This is a genomic window from Gordonia sp. NPDC003950 (assembly GCF_053605205.1).
In genome coordinates this window covers 74,432-89,632 of sequence record NZ_JBSGIT010000003.1, presented here as the reverse complement: position 1 = coordinate 89,632, position 15,201 = coordinate 74,432, and the positions used below count along the sequence as shown (strand labels likewise).

Genomic DNA, 15,201 nt, shown 5'->3' with positions numbered 1-15,201 from the left:
GCGGGGCTCAGTTGAAGGAGTCGCCGCAGGCGCAGCTGCCGGTCGCGTTCGGGTTATCGATGGTGAAACCCTGCTTCTCGATGGTGTCGACGAAGTCGATGGTCGCTCCCTGGACATACGGGGCGCTCATCCGGTCGACGGCGAGGGTGACGCCGGCGAAGTCGGCGGTGAGGTCACCGTCGAGGCTGCGGTCGTCGAAGAACAGTTGGTACCGCAGGCCGGCGCAACCGCCGGGCTGGACGGCGATCCGCAGCGACAGATCGTCGCGACCCTCCTGATCGAGCAGTGCCTTGGCCTTCGAGGCGGCGGCGTCGGTCAGGATGACCCCGGTGTCGGTCACGGCGCCGGATTCGTTCTGCACGGTCATCGATGCTCCTCAGTGCTTGTCAGTACCCGTCTGAAGTACTTGCTCTCATGTATTTCTCGAGGCCGGCCACCACGGTCGCCGGTACCTTCGGGGCTGGTCCGTCCGAACACCCCCGCGCACGTACGCGGGACGCACGTTTACACGCTTACGCCATCAACGGTACCTTGTCGCCCGGTATTCCCGCCGGAGGCGAGTGGTTCACCGGCAACGCCGCGGACGCTGACCTCAATCCCATGCCGCGGCGATCGTGGAGACCATCGACTCGAGTTGATGGTCGGCATCGTCCATCGCGAGCTGCACCGAACCGGCATGATCGACGATGGCGTAGGCGGCAGCGATCCCGGCACCCGCGATCTCCTCGGCGCTCAGCGCCACCTGTCCCGCGACGACGACGGTCGGGACCCCCGCGGCCTGTGCCGAGGAGGTCAGCGCCGAGACGACCTTGCCCTTCAGCGTCTGCGAATCGAACTTTCCTTCCCCGGTGATCAGGAGATCGGCCCGGGCCATGTCCCCGTCACGGTCGGTGGCCTCGGCGACCACCGATGCACCCGAGATCCGCCGACCGCCCAGCGCCAGGAGCGCGGCACCCAATCCACCGGCCGCGCCGGCACCATCCTGCGCACTGATGTCGCGACCCGCCATGGTCGCCAACACCCGGTTCCACTGGGTCATCCGTTCCTCGAGTCGCGACAGGGCGTCCGCGTCGGCGCCCTTCTGGGGACCGAACACCGCGACCGCACCGCTCGGACCAAGCAACGGATTCTCCACGTCGGAGGCCGCGACGATGTCGACGCCGGCGCATCGGGCCTTCGCCTGCGCCGGACCGCCGAGGGCGTCGATGAGTCCGCGTCCACCGTCGCTGCTCGCGCTGCCGCCGAGTCCGACGACGATCGACGTGGCACCCGCGGTCAATGCGGCATCGACGAGTTGTCCGACCCCGACGGTGTCGGCGGCCAACGCGGTACGTGGGGTCGGCGCACCACCGAGTTGATGCAGGCCGCATGCCTGAGCGCATTCGATGTAGGCGACCGGCCGATGCGGGTCACGATCATCGAGCAGCCACTGTGCGCTCACCGCGGCACCCAGCGGGCCGGGAACCGTCTCGGTGTGCACGGTTCCGAAGCGATCGGCGAGCACCGCGACGAAGCCGGGGCCACCGTCGGATTGGGGTGCGTGGACGAGGTCGTCGTCGGGGCGCGACGCCGACCATCCCCGGGCGATGGCGTCGGCCGCGGCAACCGCGGTGAGGGTGTTTCCGAAGGAGTCCGGTGCGATCAAGATGCGCATCGCGCCCCCCGCCCGCCGATGTGGAATGCCCATGCCGCCATGCGCGGCAAGTATAGGGAGGTCTGCGCATCGCGGCAGCGCGGATCACCTACGCTCGAGGTGTGAAGCTGCCATGGAAGAAGGACGATTCCGCGCCGGCGTCCGGTGCCGACGAGGCGTCGGATGTCGATGATTCGACGGGTTCGGTGGATCTCGCCAAGTCAGAGCGGGGCAGCGCGTACACACCGGGTAAGGGGCGGCCGACGCCCTCACGCAAGCAGGCTCAGGGACGTCGACGCGGACCGGTGGCGCCCCCGCCGACGACCCGCGCCGAGGCCCGCGCCCGCAAGAAAGAGCTCAAGAGCTCGATGAGCAAGGAAGAGAAGAAGGCGGTGGCCGCCGACCGTCGGGCGCAGCGCCTTGAGCAGCGCGAGAAGATGATGGCCGGCGACGAGCGGTATCTGATGCCGCGCGACAAGGGTGATGTGCGCCGCTACACCCGCAACATCGTCGATTCCCGGCGCAATTTCGCCGGGTTGTTCATGCCCTTCGCGATCGTGCTGATCGTCGTCATGTTCGTACCGTCGATCGCGGTGTACTCCACCTTCCTGCTGCTCGCCTTCGTCGTGCTGATGGCGATCGACGGCGTGATCCTGGGCCGGCTGGTCAGCAAGCGGGTGCGCGAACGCTACCCCGACAGCACCGACGGCGGCCTCAAGCTCGGCTGGTATGCGTTCACCCGCGCCATGCAGCTACGTCAGATGCGGGCACCCAAGCCGCAGGTGTCCGTCGGCGACGAAGTCTGACGGTTTCAGATGGCCACATCGGGGACACGCACCCTCGTCCTGGGCGGCGTGCGGTCGGGCAAGTCGGGTTTCGGCGAGTCACTGCTCCGCGGAGCCGACCGGGTCAGCTACATCGCCACGGGTCCGACCCTGACTTCGGACGCCGAGTGGACGGCTCGGGTCGAACGGCACCGAGCCCGCCGCGACGCGCGCTACACCACCGTCGAGACCACTTCGCTCGCCGAGCACCTGCACGCGAATCCCGACGGCGCCACCCTCGTCGACGACCTCGGCAACTGGCTCGCCGCTCGGCTGGATGCGACGCAGGCCTGGTCGGCCCCGGTTGCCCCGGACCGGGCGGCCGAGACCGCCTACCTGTGCGCCGGGATCGCCGCACATCGTGGCGATCTGGTGCTCATCAGCTCCGAGGTCGGCATGTCTCCGGTGGCCCCGACGCCGGCCGGGCGCCTGTTCCAGGATGAGTTGGGTGCTCTCAACGAGGCGGTGGCCCGGGTCTGCGACCGCGTGGTGCTGGTGGTCGCGGGCCGCGTCGTCGAGCTCGTCGTTCCGCCGACGGTGTCCGCTCCCGCCCCGGTACCGGCGACCGCCACCCCACCGACAGCGCCCGAAACCTCGTCGACAGCGCCCGAAACCTCGTCGACAGCGCCCGAAACCTCGTCGACAGCGCCCGCGCGTCCACTGACAGCGCTCGATCCGACCGACGCCGAGGTCTTCTCCGCGATCGCCCCTCCCGACGAGGATGTCGCCGAGGCGGCCCGCGCCCGTCAGCGGGACCTCACCAAACCGGTCGGCTCCCTGGGCCGCATGGAGGAACTCGGGGTGTGGATCTCGGCGTGCCAGGGGGTGTGCCCGCCGCGGGCGATCGAGGCACCGTCGGTGGTCGTGTTCGCCGGCGACCACGGCGTCGCCCAGGCCGGTGGCGTGTCGGCCTACCCGCCCGAGGTCACCGCACAGATGGTCGCCAACATCGCCGGCGGCGGCGCCGCAGTCAATGTCCTCGCCCGCCGATGCGGCGCCCACGTGCGGGTGGTCGACATGGCGGTGGACGCCGATACCGCACCGGAGGTCTCGACCTACAAGGTGCGCCGTTCGAGCAACGATCTCCGCACCACCGATGCACTGACGGTCACCGAGGCGCGGACCGCGATCGCCGCCGGACGCGCCATCGCCGACGACCTCGTCGACTCCGGCGTGGATCTGCTCATCGCCGGCGACATGGGTATCGGCAACACGACGCCGTCGGCGGTCATCATCGGCACACTCACCCGGCACGAGCCGGTCGAGGTGGTCGGCCGCGGCACCGGCATCGACGATCTGGGCTGGATGCGCAAGACGGCCGCAATCCGCGACGGGATGCGCCGCGGGCGCAGGCACCGCAGCGATCCCCTGGCTCTGGTCGCGGCGGTCGGCGGTGCCGACATCGCCGCGATGGCCGGTTTCCTCGCGCAGGCCGCCAAACGGCGCACCCCGGTGATCCTCGACGGCGTGGTGGTCACCGCCGCAGCGCTGATCGCGATCGAGATGGCGCCGGGTGCCACCCGGTGGTGGCTCGCCGGACACCGGTCGGCCGAACCTGCGCATGCGTTCGCGTTGGAGTACCTCGACCTCGAGCCTCTGCTGGAGCTGTCGATGCGACTCGGCGAGGGTACCGGTGCGTTGACCGCACTGCCGACGGTGATCTCGGCGGTCGACGTGATGCGGTCGATGTCGACGTTCGGCGAGGCCGGGGTATCCGACGCCGCGGATCGGGATACCGACGCCGGCGACGACAATCCGGATTCGCCTGCGCCGCAGCCGATACCGACCAGCTGAGCGATTCGACGATGCTCACCGCGCGCGGCGTCGTCGTCGCCTTCTCGTGGCTGACCGTGCTGCCGGTGCCGCATCGTTGGACACCCTCCGACCCGGACCGCGCGACCGGGCGAGCGGTGATGGCCGCCGTGCCTGTGGTCGGCGTGGCCCTCGGCGCACTCGTCACCGCACTCGCGTGGGGGCTGTCGCACACCGACGCACCCCCCGCACTCATCGGAATCCTCGTGGCGGCCGCCCTGGCCCTGCTGACCCGCGGGATGCACGTCGACGGTCTGGCCGACACCGCCGACGGCCTCGGCTGTTACGGACCGCCGGAGCGGGTCGCCGAGGTCATGCGCTCGGGCTCGGTGGGACCGTTCGGGGTGGTCACGCTCATCGTGGTGATCGCCACCGAGATCATCGGATACGCCACACTCACCACCGAAAGACGTTGGTGGGAGCTGGCTTTCGCGATCACCCTGGGGCGGGTCGCCGCGGTGATCGCCACCCGTCGGTCGTTGCCGCCGGCCCACGCGAACGGTTTCGGATCGATGGTGGCGGGCACCGGGCGACTTTCCGTCGCCATGTGGTCGATCATCGCTCTCGGCGCCGCTGTGGTGATCGGCGGTCTGGCGACGGAATCGGCCGGGTTCTCCGCCGCTTCGGCCACCCGACTCGGCGTCACCACGCTCGTCGCACTCGCCGTGACCTGGGTGTTCTCCGCCCACTGTGCGCGGCGGATGGGTGGCATCACCGGCGACGTGCTCGGTGCGGTCATCGAGATCGGCACCGCGATCACGCTCCTCGGCATGCTCCTCTGACCACACCCCACTCTTGGCCGTCGGCGACCTCAGGCGTCGACGCGGGCATTCAGTTCGTACGAGTTCGCACCGTCGAGTGCCTCACGGATGATGTCGGCATGCCCGGCGTGCCGCGCGACCTCGGTCATCAGGTGGTCGAAAACCCAACGGGCATTCCATGTGTCGAGATCGTCGGGGAACCACGGCGCGTCGGGTACCGGAACCCGCGTGTCCAGGTCGATCGCGGCGACCCGCGCGGGCACCGAGTCGAGAACCCGGTCATAAATCGTCAGGACCTCGTCCAGGTTCAGTTCGGGAAGCTCGGCCCCGCCAAAAAACCCGTCGCCCAATCCCATCCGCTCGGACACCGAGACGATCGTGTCCCGGGTCCGTTGTTCCGGTGCGATCTCGACGGCGTTGATCCATTGTTCGACGCCCTGGGCGATGTGGGTCAGCAACCCGAGGATCGACAGAGCGCTGGGCACCGGCGTCCGCCGCGACTGCTCGTCGGTGAGTCCGTGAACGCTGGTCCGCAGTTGACCCATCTGCTGAACCAGGAACCGGGTGATGGCGTCGTGCTCGTCGGTGACGGGCGGGGCGAGAAAACCCATGATGTTCTCCTCTGATCGGGCGATACTGCCACCAGCATCGCGCGTATTGCGGACAATCCGTGTCCGCAATGCGCGCGAGGGAGAAGTCCGGGAGAAACGTCCGGCTCAGCGCCGGTGCGGCCCCGCGCTCAGCGCCGGTAGAGCTCCGTCATCCAGCCGTGGGTGTCGGCGAACTTTCCGCGCTGGATGCCTGTAAGGGTGTCACGCAGTGCGAGGGTCACCTCACCCGGTTGACCGTCGCCGATGGCGTAGTCGTCTGTCTCGCTCTTGACGTGGCCGACGGGGGTGATCACGGCGGCGGTGCCGCAGGCGAACACCTCGGTGATGTCTCCGGAGGCCACGCCCTTGCGCAGTTCCTCGGTTGAGATCTTGCGTTCCTCGACGGCGAATCCGGCATCGATGGCGAGGGTCAGCAGCGATTCCCGGGTGATACCGGGCAGCAGCGATCCCGTGAGCTCCGGGGTGACCAGGCGGGCATCGGCTCCGGAACCGAACACGAAGAACAGGTTCATGCCGCCCATCTCCTCGATGAAGCGGCGCTCGACGGCGTCGAGCCACACGACCTGATCGCATCCCTTGGCGGTGGCCTGCTGCTGGGCGAGAAAGCTCGCGGCATAGTTTCCGCCGCACTTGGCGAAGCCGGTGCCGCCGGGCACCGCGCGGACGTACTCGGTGGACAGCCACACGCTGACGGGCCGGATGCCGCCGGAGAAGTAGGCGCCTGCCGGTGAGGCGATGACGCAGTACCGGTATTCCGACGACGGCGCGTTGACGCCGAGTCCGGCCTGCGAGGCGAACATGAACGGGCGGAGGTAGAGCGCCTCTTCGCCGCCGGCAGCGGGCACCCACTCATTGTCGGCGTCGAGAAGTGCACGCAGTGAGCCGAGGAAGTCCTCGACCGACAGCGGCGGCATCGCCAGCCGTTCTCCCGACCGCTGCAGACGCAGGCCGTTGGCCTCCGGGCGGAACGCGGCGATCGAGCCGTCGGGCTGCCGGTAGGCCTTGAGTCCTTCGAAGACCTCCTGGCCGTAGTGCAGCACCATCGCCGACGGGTCGAGCGCGATCGGACCGTAGGGCGTCACCTTCGCGTTGTGCCACCCGCGGTCTACGTCGTAATCCACCATCACCATGTTGTCGGTGAAGTACTTGCCGAAACCGGGCGCGGCGAGAATGTCCGCGCGCTGCGACTCCGACACCGGATGGGGATGCTCGGTACGGGTGAACTGCAAGGTCATTGGCCAATGGTACCGCCGCCGCGCAACGTGTTTCTCCCCCGCCCGTCGCGTGCGGTGAGCGGACGCTACACGTGCGACGGCACGAACGGCGGGATGAGGACCTCGACGGGAAGCTCTCGCCCGCGCACGTCGACGACGACCTGCGCACCCTTGCCGACACCGGACGCGGTGTCGATCAGCGCGAGCGCGATGCCCTGCTTCAGGGTCGGGGAGAAGGTGCCGGATGTGCATTCTCCGATCACCTCGCCGCCGGGTCCGCCGAGCACCGCACATCCGGCCCGGGGCACGCCGCGACCGGTGGCGCGCAGACCGTAGAGCCGGCGCTTCGGTCCGGCTTCCTTCTCCGCCAATAGTGCTGCGCGACCAAAGAATTCGGGTTTGCCCCAGCCCACCGCCCAGCTACACCGGGCCTGGATGGGCGTGACGTCCACGGACAGTTCGTGACCGTGCAGCGCATACCCCATCTCGGTGCGTAACGTGTCCCGGGCGCCGAGGCCGGCGGGCAGGCCACCGGCCGCACTGACCTGGGTCAGCAGGGCGTCGAACACCGCGCCGGCGTCGTCCCACCGCGGCAGGATCTCGTAGCCGCGTTCGCCGGTGTACCCGGTCCGGCACACCCGCACGGGGTAGGCGGCGTCGCCGACGGACAGGTCGGCATCGGCGAAGGCCATGTACTCCATGTCGGTGGGCAGACCGACGGCGGCGAGCACCTCGGGACTCTTCGGTCCCTGCACCGCAAACACCGCGAAGTCGCGGTGCTGGTCGGTTACCGTCACCCCATCGGGGGCGACCGCCGTCAGCGCCGCCACCACCGACGCGGTGTTGGCGGCATTCGGCACCAGGAAAACCTCGTCGGGCCCGACGAGATAGGCGATCAGGTCGTCGACGACGCCACCGGAATCGTTGCAACACAACGTGTATTGAGCCTTGCCGACGCCGATCTTGCCGAGGTCGTTGGTGAGCGTGGCGTTGACGAAGTCGGCGGCTCCGGGCCCGGCCACGAGCGCCTTGCCGAGGTGGCTGACATCGAAGATGCCGACCGCCTCGCGCACCGCGGTGTGCTCGGCGACGGTGCCCGAGTACGACACCGGCATGTCCCACCCACCGAACTCGGCGAAGGAGGCGCCGAGGGCCTGATGACGGTCTGCGATCGGTCCGGCCAGAAGCTCAGTCATGGCCTAGAACCTACCGCGTCCCGCCGGGTCCGCCGCCCAGTCCGTGTGTCACTGTCCGTGTGTCACCGTCCGTATGCCACCGTCCGTATGCCACAGCCCGTATGCCACCGGTCCGCTATCCGGCGGCCGGCACACCGAAACCCTGCACCCCCGCGTCGGCACCCAGATCGGTGGTGTGCAGGGTGATGCCGTCCGGCGGCTGATTGCCGCCGACGGTGCTCACCCGATCGCCGTCGACCGCGACGACGATGTTGGTGTGCTGCCCCCAGGGGCTCGGGTGGTCGTAGACGACGATGTCGCCAGGTTGCGGACGGTACTGTGCCCCGCGCCAGCGGCCGGAATCGCGCAGGTAGTCCGTCAGCGTCGCCACACCCGGGATGCGCCAGGAACCCGAATTCGGATTGCGCAGCGGCACACCGGATTCGCGCATCACGGTGCTGACGAAGTCGGCGCACCACGGTTCGTTGACGCCCTCGGAGAAGGTGGTCGCGGGCGCGTTCGCGTCGTATTCGCGGTGAACGGCCTCGATGATCGCGCGCCGCTGAGGGTCGAGCGTGGCGGTGTCGACGGCGGGGAAGGCGGGCCGGGCCGACGGCACCAGCGCACCGACCGCCCGCGACAACGGATCGCCGTCACCGCCCACCGCCCGCACCCCGATCACCGCGGCCACGCAGGCGACGACGAGCAGCACGCCGATACCGAGGGCCCATCGCGTCCGCGACCGTGGCGAGTTCACCGCAGATCTCACCGTGCCGAGAATAGAAGGACGGCGACGTGCACGCAGTGACCCCGGCCGTAACCCTCCGACGCGCGAATGACGGGCCACCCGGGCGACGTCGCTGTGGCAATGTGGACCGGGTGAGCAAGAACGAGAACGTCGACCGCACGCGCGGCCCCCAGATCACCCTGACCACGTCGCTGGACAAGAAGGACGAGGCACTCGTCGTGGGCCTGTTGTCGGCCGCCGGCGATACCGAGGAGTCCCCCACGCTGCTGCTGGCCGCCGACGTCCTCGACGACGCGCAGGCCGCCCAGATCAGCGCCGGGCTCGCGGCGCTCGGCGCGACCGGATCGCACGGCGAGGTCACCCGGATCGCCGCGCCGGAATCACTCGGGGTCTCCGTCGTCGTGGCCGTCGGCCTCGGCGACGAGGCGTCGGCCGACGATCCCGAGAAGGTGCGTCAGGCCGCCGGCGTGGTGGCCCGCGCCCTCGACGGTTTCGATCAGGTCGCCACCACCTTGGCCGCCGCCGACCTGCAGGCCGCGACCGAGGGCCTGTTCCTCGGCGCGTACCGCTTCGACGAGTTCCGCTCGGAGAAGTCGGCACCGAAGAAGCTGCCGCCCACCACCATCGACCTGCTCGTCGATTCCGCGTCCAAGACCGCGAAGGCCGATCTCGCGCACGCGCTCGCGGTGGCCGATTCGGTGGCGATCGCCCGCGACTTCGTCAACACCCCGCCGAGTCACCTGTATCCGGAGGAGTTCGCCGAACGCGCCCGCGCCCTCGGATCGAAGGCCGGCCTCAAGGTGGAGATCCTCGACTTCGACTCCCTGGAGAAGGGCGGCTACGGCGGCATCGTGGGTGTCGGCAAGGGCTCGTCGCGCCTGCCGCGCCTGGTCCGTCTCAGCCACACCGGCAAGAAGTCGGCCAAGAAGGTCGCCCTCGTCGGCAAGGGCATCACCTTCGACACCGGCGGCATCTCCATCAAACCGGCCGCCAACATGGATCAGATGACCTCCGACATGGGAGGTGCGGCCGCGGTGATCGCCGCGACCATCCTGGCCGCGCGCCTGGAGTTGCCGGTGTCGGTGACCGCGACGGTGCCGATGGCCGAGAACATGCCGTCGGGAACCGCGCAGCGCCCCGGAGACGTGCTCACCCAGTACGGCGGCATGACCGTGGAGGTCCTCAACACCGACGCCGAGGGCCGGCTGGTGCTGGCCGACGCGATGGTCCGCGCCGGCGAGGACGACCCCGATTATCTGATCGACACCGCCACCCTGACCGGGGCGCAGATGGTGGCCCTGGGCACCCGCACCCCCGGCGTGATGGGGACCGACGAGTTCCGCGATCGCGTGGCGACCCTGTCCCAGGAGGTCGGCGAGAACGCCTGGCCGATGCCGCTTCCGGCGGAACTGCGCGCCGATCTCAAGTCCCGTGTCGCCGACATCGCCAACGTCACCCCGGCCCGCTGGGGCGGCATGCTCGCGGCCGGACTCTTCCTCAAGGAGTTCGTGCCCGAGGGAGTGCAGTGGGCCCACATCGACATCGCCGGACCCGCTTTCAACACCGGCGGCCCCTGGGGATACACCCCCAAGGGTGGTACGGGCGTACCGGTTCGGACGATCGCACGGGTCCTCGAGGACATCGCCGAGAACGGCTGAGGCGGGGTCGCCGCGGGGCGCGGCGACAACAGGCCGGCCGTGGCGGCGGTCAACACACGGGCACCGAATGTTCGGACACGTCAGGACTGGCCGACCCTCGCCGGGTAGGGTTTAGCCGGAGGGCGGCCGACCACCCAGACGCCGCCCGGGACCGATGGCGCACACACCGTCGGCCCACCGGATCATCGGACCCACCGCGTCGAGTTCAGGAGTCAACAGCAATGGCCTTCTCCGTCCAAATGCCCGCCCTTGGTGAGAGTGTCACCGAGGGGACAGTCACCCGGTGGCTGAAGGAGGAAGGCGACACGGTCGAGGCCGACGAGCCCTTGCTGGAGGTCTCCACCGACAAGGTCGACACGGAGATCCCCGCCCCCGCATCGGGCGTGCTGACCAAGATCATCGCCCAGGAGGACGACGTCGTCGAGATCGGCGGCGAACTGGCGCTGATCGGTGAGGCCGGCGAGTCCGCGGGCGATTCCGACGACTCGGGCTCCGACGATTCGGGCTCCGAGGATTCGGCCGGGGGCGACGAGCCCACCGACGCCGGCGAACCCGAAGAAGCTGCCGAAGCACCGTCGACCGAGGCCGACGCCCCCGCCGAGAAGCCCGCCGCCAACGGCGGCAGCGGCGCCTCCGGAACCGATGTGGTGATGCCCGCGCTGGGCGAGTCGGTCACCGAGGGCACCGTGACCAACTGGCTCAAGGCCGTCGGCGACGAGGTCGCCGAAGACGAACCGCTGCTGGAGGTCTCGACCGATAAGGTCGACACCGAGATCCCGTCACCGGTCGCCGGCACGCTGCTGGAGATCTTCGCGCAGGAGGATGACGTCGTCGAGGTCGGCGGCAAGCTCGCGGTGATCGGCGATGCCTCCGCGGCCACCTCCGCTCCCGAGCCGGAGCCGGAACCCGAGCCCGAGCCCGAGCCGGAACCCGTGAAGGAAGAGGCCGCGCCGACCCCGGCCAAGACGGAGGCCGAACCGGTCAAGGTCGAATCCGCTCCTCCCGCAGATGATTCCAACGATCTGCAGTCGACGCCGTATGTGACGCCTCTGGTGCGCAAGCTGGCCGCCGAGAACGACATCGACCTGTCGAGCCTCAAGGGCACCGGCGTCGGCGGTCGCATACGCAAGCAGGATGTGCTCGCCGCGGCCGAGGCCAAGAAGGCGCCGGCACCCGAGCCGCAGGCACCGGCCGCCCCCGCACCGGCAGCCGCTCCCGCCGCCGCGCCGAAGGCGTCCCCGGAGGTCAACCCCGACCTGGCGGCGCTGCGCGGCACCACCCAGAAGATCAACCGGATTCGGCAGATCACCGCGAAGAAGACCCGCGAGTCGCTGCAGACGAGCGCGCAGCTCACCCAGGTCTTCGAGGTCGACATGACCAAGATCGTGACGCTGCGCAAGGCCGCCAAGGATTCGTTCAAGGCGTCCGAGGGGGTCAACCTCACCTTCCTGCCGTTCATCGCGAAGGCCGTCGTCGAGTCGCTCAAGCTGCATCCGAACGTCAACGCCTCCATCGACGAGGACAAGAAGGAGATCACCTACTACGACAAGGTGCATCTCGGTATCGCCGTGGACACTCCACAGGGACTCCTGTCACCGGTGATCCACAACGCCGACGATCTCTCGATCGCCGGGCTGGCCCGCGCTATCGCCGACATCGCCTCACGCGCCCGCAGCAATGGCCTCAAGCCCGACGAGTTGGCCGGTGGCACGTTCACCATCACCAACATCGGTAGCCAGGGCGCCTTGTTCGACACCCCGATCCTGGTCCCGCCGCAGGCGGCGATGCTCGGCACCGGTGCGATCGTCAAGCGTCCGGTCGTCATCACCACCGACGGCTCGGAGTCGATCGCCGTGCGGTCGATGTCGTATCTGCCGCTGACCTACGATCACCGCCTCATCGACGGTGCCGACGCCGGTCGCTTCCTGACGACCATCAAGAAGCGACTCGAGGCCGGCGAGTTCGCCGCCGACCTCGGGCTCTAAGGCCACGATGCGGATTGCCCTCGCCGGAGCCTCGGGCCTGATCGGTTCGGCCCTGGCTCCGGCGCTGGAATCCGCCGGCCACACCGTCCGGCGACTGGTCCGGCGCGAGGCGTCCGAACCCGGCGAGTTCAGCTGGGACCCGGAATCGTTCGGGGTGCCGGACGAGGCCCTCGACGGCGTCGACGCGGTGATCAGTCTCGGCGGTGTCGGGATCGGCAACGGCCGGTGGAGCGGACGGTTCAAACAGGAGCTCCGCGACTCCCGGATCACCCCGACCCAGGTGATCGCCGAAGCCGTCCGCGACGCCGGCGTGCCGACCCTGATCTCCGCCAGCGCCACCGGTTTCTACGGTGACACCGGCGATCGGGTGGTCACCGAGGCCGACGACGCCGGCTCCGGATTCCTCGCCGAGCTGACCACCGACTGGGAGAAGGCCGCCACCGACAACGTCGGCACCGACACCCGTCTGGCGCTGTTACGCACGGCGCCCGTCCTCGCCCGCAACGGTGGCATCCTGTCGCGGTTGCGACCGCTGTTCAAGCTGGGGCTCGGTGGCACGATAGGCAATGGGCGACAGTACTTTTCGTGGATCTCACTGCTCGACGAGGTGCGTGCGATCACTTTCGTGCTCGAGTCGCAGATCAGCGGCCCGGTCAACCTGTGCGCGCCGTCGGCCGTGCATTTCGCCACCTTCGTCGACGCACTGGGTTCGTCCGTGCACCGTCCCACCCTGTTCGCGGTCCCGGCGTTCGCGGCGCGGGCGGTCGGCGGTGAGATGATCGAGGAAATGGTTCTGGCCTCCCAACGCGTTGCACCCGCTGTGCTGACCGATCACGACTTCGAATTCACCCACCCGACAATCGCCGCGGCCTTGGACTACGCCAATGGCCACTGATCTCACCCACCGACCAACGCCGCCACACCGGACCACGCACATGGCCACTGATCTCGACGAGAAGTCCACCTCCCCCGCACCCGGCGACCGCCGGATATCGGTGCGGTCGGCGTCGACGCCGGTCGAGGTCCGCCACCTGGGTGTGCTCGGCTACCGCGAGGCCTACGACCTGCAGCACCGGCTGGCCGCCGAGCGCGCCGAGGGCACCCTCGATCACGATCTGCTGCTGGTCCTGGAGCACCCCTCGATCTACACCGCGGGTAAGCGCACGGAGGACTCCGATCGCCCGACCAACGGCGCCGAGGTGATCGACGTCGACCGCGGCGGCCGGATTACCTGGCACGGTCCGGGACAGCTCGTCGGCTACCCGATCGTCAAGCTCGCCGAACCCCTTGACGTCGTCGAGTACGTGCGCCGGTTGGAGGCCGCGTTGATGGCGGTGTGCGCCGGTCGCGGCGTCGCCACCACTCGGGTCGAGGGACGTTCCGGGGTTTGGGTGATCGACGGTCCCGACGTCACGCCGGCGCCGGGCCGAAGCCCCGAACGCAAACTCGGTCAGATCGGCATCCGGGTCGCGCGCGGTGTCGCGCTGCACGGGTTCGCACTCAACGTCGACCCCGATCTGAGCGCCTTCGACGCGATCGTCCCGTGCGGCATCGCCGACGCCGGGGTCACCTCGCTGTCGCGTGAGTCTTCTCACCCGGTCACCGTCGCCGCGATCACCGACGAGGTGATCACCGCGGTCCTCGACGCGATCGACCGGCCCACATCGTCGGCTGCAGACGGTGACGCTCGTACGCCGCGCGTAGGATCGGAGCAGTGACCGTGGCACCCGATACCCCCCAGTCCGCCTCCCCCGGCGTACCGCCCGAAGGCCGCAAACTGTTGCGCCTCGAGGTCCGCAACGCGCAGACCCCGATCGAACGCAAGCCGAGCTGGATCAAGACGCGGGCCACAATGGGCCCGGAGTACACCGAGCTCAAGGGGCTGGTGAAACGCGAAGGGCTGCACACGGTCTGCGAGGAAGCAGGCTGCCCCAACATCTTCGAATGCTGGGAGGACCGCGAGGCCACCTTCCTCATCGGCGGCGAGCAGTGCACCCGACGTTGCGACTTCTGCCAGATCGACACGGGTAAACCTGCCGAACTCGATCGTGACGAACCGCGCCGCGTCGCCGAGAGCGTGCAGGCGATGGGTCTGCGGTATTCGACGATCACCGGTGTCGCGCGCGACGACCTGCCGGACGAGGGTGCGTGGCTCTACGCCGAGACGGTCCGGGCGATCCATCGGCTGAACCCGGGTACCGGCGTGGAGAACCTGATCCCCGATTTCCATGCGAAGCCCGATCTGCTCGCCGAAGTCTTCGACGCCCGTCCCGAGGTGCTCGCACACAACCTGGAGACCGTGCCGCGAATCTTCAAGCGGATCCGGCCGGCGTTCCGCTACGAGCGGTCACTCGACGTCCTCACCCAGGCGCGTGACTTCGGTCTGGTCACCAAGTCCAACCTGATCCTCGGCATGGGCGAGACCCCCGAGGAGGTGCAGTCGGCGATCGTCGACCTGCACGAGGCAGGCTGCGACATCCTGACGATCACCCAGTACCTGCGTCCCTCGCCGCGGCATCATCCGGTCGAGCGGTGGGTCAAGCCGGAGGAGTTCGTCGATCACTCGGAGTTCGCCGAGGAGATCGGGTTCGCCGGGGTGATGGCCGGTCCGCTGGTCCGCTCGTCCTATCGCGCCGGACGGCTCTACGCGCAGGCGATGGCCCACCACGGCCGCACACTCTCCGATTCCCTCGCGCACCTCGCCGCCGAGGGTTCGGCCAGCCAGGAGGCCTCGTCGCTGATGACCCGACTGGCCCGCTGACGACTGTTCACCCCGAGTC

At 69.1% G+C, this 15,201-nt stretch carries 14 protein-coding genes; 8 read left to right on the top strand and 6 right to left on the bottom strand.

What is annotated here, in order from left to right:
- Nucleotides 1–7 precede the first annotated feature (7 nt).
- Both ACWETB_RS03485 and ACWETB_RS03480 read right to left on the bottom strand, forming a co-directional pair.
- Entirely contained in the window at nucleotides 8–367 is a 360-nt protein-coding gene (locus ACWETB_RS03485; protein ID WP_348804129.1) for a HesB/IscA family protein, read from the bottom strand.
- A gap of 225 nt (nucleotides 368–592) precedes the next feature.
- Nucleotides 593–1,654 carry a glycerate kinase family protein gene (locus ACWETB_RS03480; protein WP_449743725.1) on the bottom strand — a complete coding sequence of 354 codons (1,062 nt, stop codon included), beginning with the start codon at nucleotides 1,652–1,654 and terminating at the stop codon, nucleotides 593–595.
- 101 nt (nucleotides 1,655–1,755) lie between these two features.
- Here ACWETB_RS03480 and ACWETB_RS03475 point away from each other — a divergent pair, with 101 nt between their 5' ends.
- From ACWETB_RS03475 to ACWETB_RS03465, 3 genes are read left to right on the top strand one after another with little or no spacing between them, the layout of a single operon-like run.
- Nucleotides 1,756–2,439 (top strand): DUF3043 domain-containing protein, encoded by a 684-nt coding sequence (locus ACWETB_RS03475; protein ID WP_452209309.1) that lies wholly within the window; start codon nucleotides 1,756–1,758, stop codon nucleotides 2,437–2,439.
- 9 nt (nucleotides 2,440–2,448) lie between these two features.
- Nucleotides 2,449–4,251 carry a nicotinate-nucleotide--dimethylbenzimidazole phosphoribosyltransferase gene (cobT, locus tag ACWETB_RS03470; protein ID WP_452209307.1) on the top strand — a complete coding sequence of 601 codons (1,803 nt, stop codon included), beginning with the start codon at nucleotides 2,449–2,451 and terminating at the stop codon, nucleotides 4,249–4,251.
- An 11-nt stretch (nucleotides 4,252–4,262) separates the two neighbouring features.
- A complete protein-coding gene (locus ACWETB_RS03465) occupies nucleotides 4,263–5,051 on the top strand; it encodes an adenosylcobinamide-GDP ribazoletransferase (RefSeq protein WP_449743728.1) in 789 nt (262 codons plus the stop codon).
- A 29-nt stretch (nucleotides 5,052–5,080) separates the two neighbouring features.
- Here ACWETB_RS03465 and ACWETB_RS03460 read toward each other — a convergent pair whose 3' ends face one another.
- From ACWETB_RS03460 to ACWETB_RS03445, 4 genes are all read right to left on the bottom strand, one after another.
- Nucleotides 5,081–5,641 (bottom strand): mycothiol transferase, encoded by a 561-nt coding sequence (locus ACWETB_RS03460; RefSeq protein WP_452209305.1) that lies wholly within the window; start codon nucleotides 5,639–5,641, stop codon nucleotides 5,081–5,083.
- A gap of 128 nt (nucleotides 5,642–5,769) precedes the next feature.
- Complete coding sequence (locus ACWETB_RS03455) at nucleotides 5,770–6,876, bottom strand: branched-chain amino acid aminotransferase (protein WP_449743730.1); 1,107 nt, start codon at nucleotides 6,874–6,876, stop codon at nucleotides 5,770–5,772.
- A 65-nt stretch (nucleotides 6,877–6,941) separates the two neighbouring features.
- On the bottom strand, nucleotides 6,942–8,051 hold the full coding sequence (gene gcvT / locus ACWETB_RS03450; RefSeq protein WP_452209303.1) for a glycine cleavage system aminomethyltransferase GcvT: 1,110 nt from the start codon (nucleotides 8,049–8,051) through the stop codon (nucleotides 6,942–6,944).
- A 115-nt stretch (nucleotides 8,052–8,166) separates the two neighbouring features.
- On the bottom strand, nucleotides 8,167–8,739 hold the full coding sequence (locus tag ACWETB_RS03445; RefSeq protein ID WP_449743881.1) for a CHAP domain-containing protein: 573 nt from the start codon (nucleotides 8,737–8,739) through the stop codon (nucleotides 8,167–8,169).
- Between the two features lie 170 nt (nucleotides 8,740–8,909).
- Between ACWETB_RS03445 and ACWETB_RS03440 the strand changes: the two genes are divergently transcribed.
- The 5 genes from ACWETB_RS03440 (at nucleotide 8,910) to lipA (ending at nucleotide 15,182) form a co-directional block, all read left to right on the top strand.
- Nucleotides 8,910–10,436 (top strand): leucyl aminopeptidase, encoded by a 1,527-nt coding sequence (locus tag ACWETB_RS03440; RefSeq protein ID WP_452209301.1) that lies wholly within the window; start codon nucleotides 8,910–8,912, stop codon nucleotides 10,434–10,436.
- A gap of 221 nt (nucleotides 10,437–10,657) precedes the next feature.
- Nucleotides 10,658–12,421 carry a 2-oxoglutarate dehydrogenase, E2 component, dihydrolipoamide succinyltransferase gene (sucB, locus tag ACWETB_RS03435; RefSeq protein ID WP_452209299.1) on the top strand — a complete coding sequence of 588 codons (1,764 nt, stop codon included), beginning with the start codon at nucleotides 10,658–10,660 and terminating at the stop codon, nucleotides 12,419–12,421.
- A 7-nt stretch (nucleotides 12,422–12,428) separates the two neighbouring features.
- On the top strand, nucleotides 12,429–13,316 hold the full coding sequence (locus tag ACWETB_RS03430) for a TIGR01777 family oxidoreductase (RefSeq protein WP_449743734.1): 888 nt from the start codon (nucleotides 12,429–12,431) through the stop codon (nucleotides 13,314–13,316).
- 40 nt (nucleotides 13,317–13,356) lie between these two features.
- Nucleotides 13,357–14,139 (top strand): lipoyl(octanoyl) transferase LipB, encoded by a 783-nt coding sequence (gene lipB / locus ACWETB_RS03425; RefSeq protein WP_449743735.1) that lies wholly within the window; start codon nucleotides 13,357–13,359, stop codon nucleotides 14,137–14,139.
- Nucleotides 14,136–15,182, top strand: coding sequence for a lipoyl synthase (gene lipA, locus ACWETB_RS03420; RefSeq protein ID WP_452209297.1), 1,047 nt, complete (start codon nucleotides 14,136–14,138; stop codon nucleotides 15,180–15,182). Before lipB ends, lipA begins: the two co-directional genes overlap by 4 nt.
- The last annotated feature ends 19 nt before the right edge of the window (nucleotides 15,183–15,201 follow it).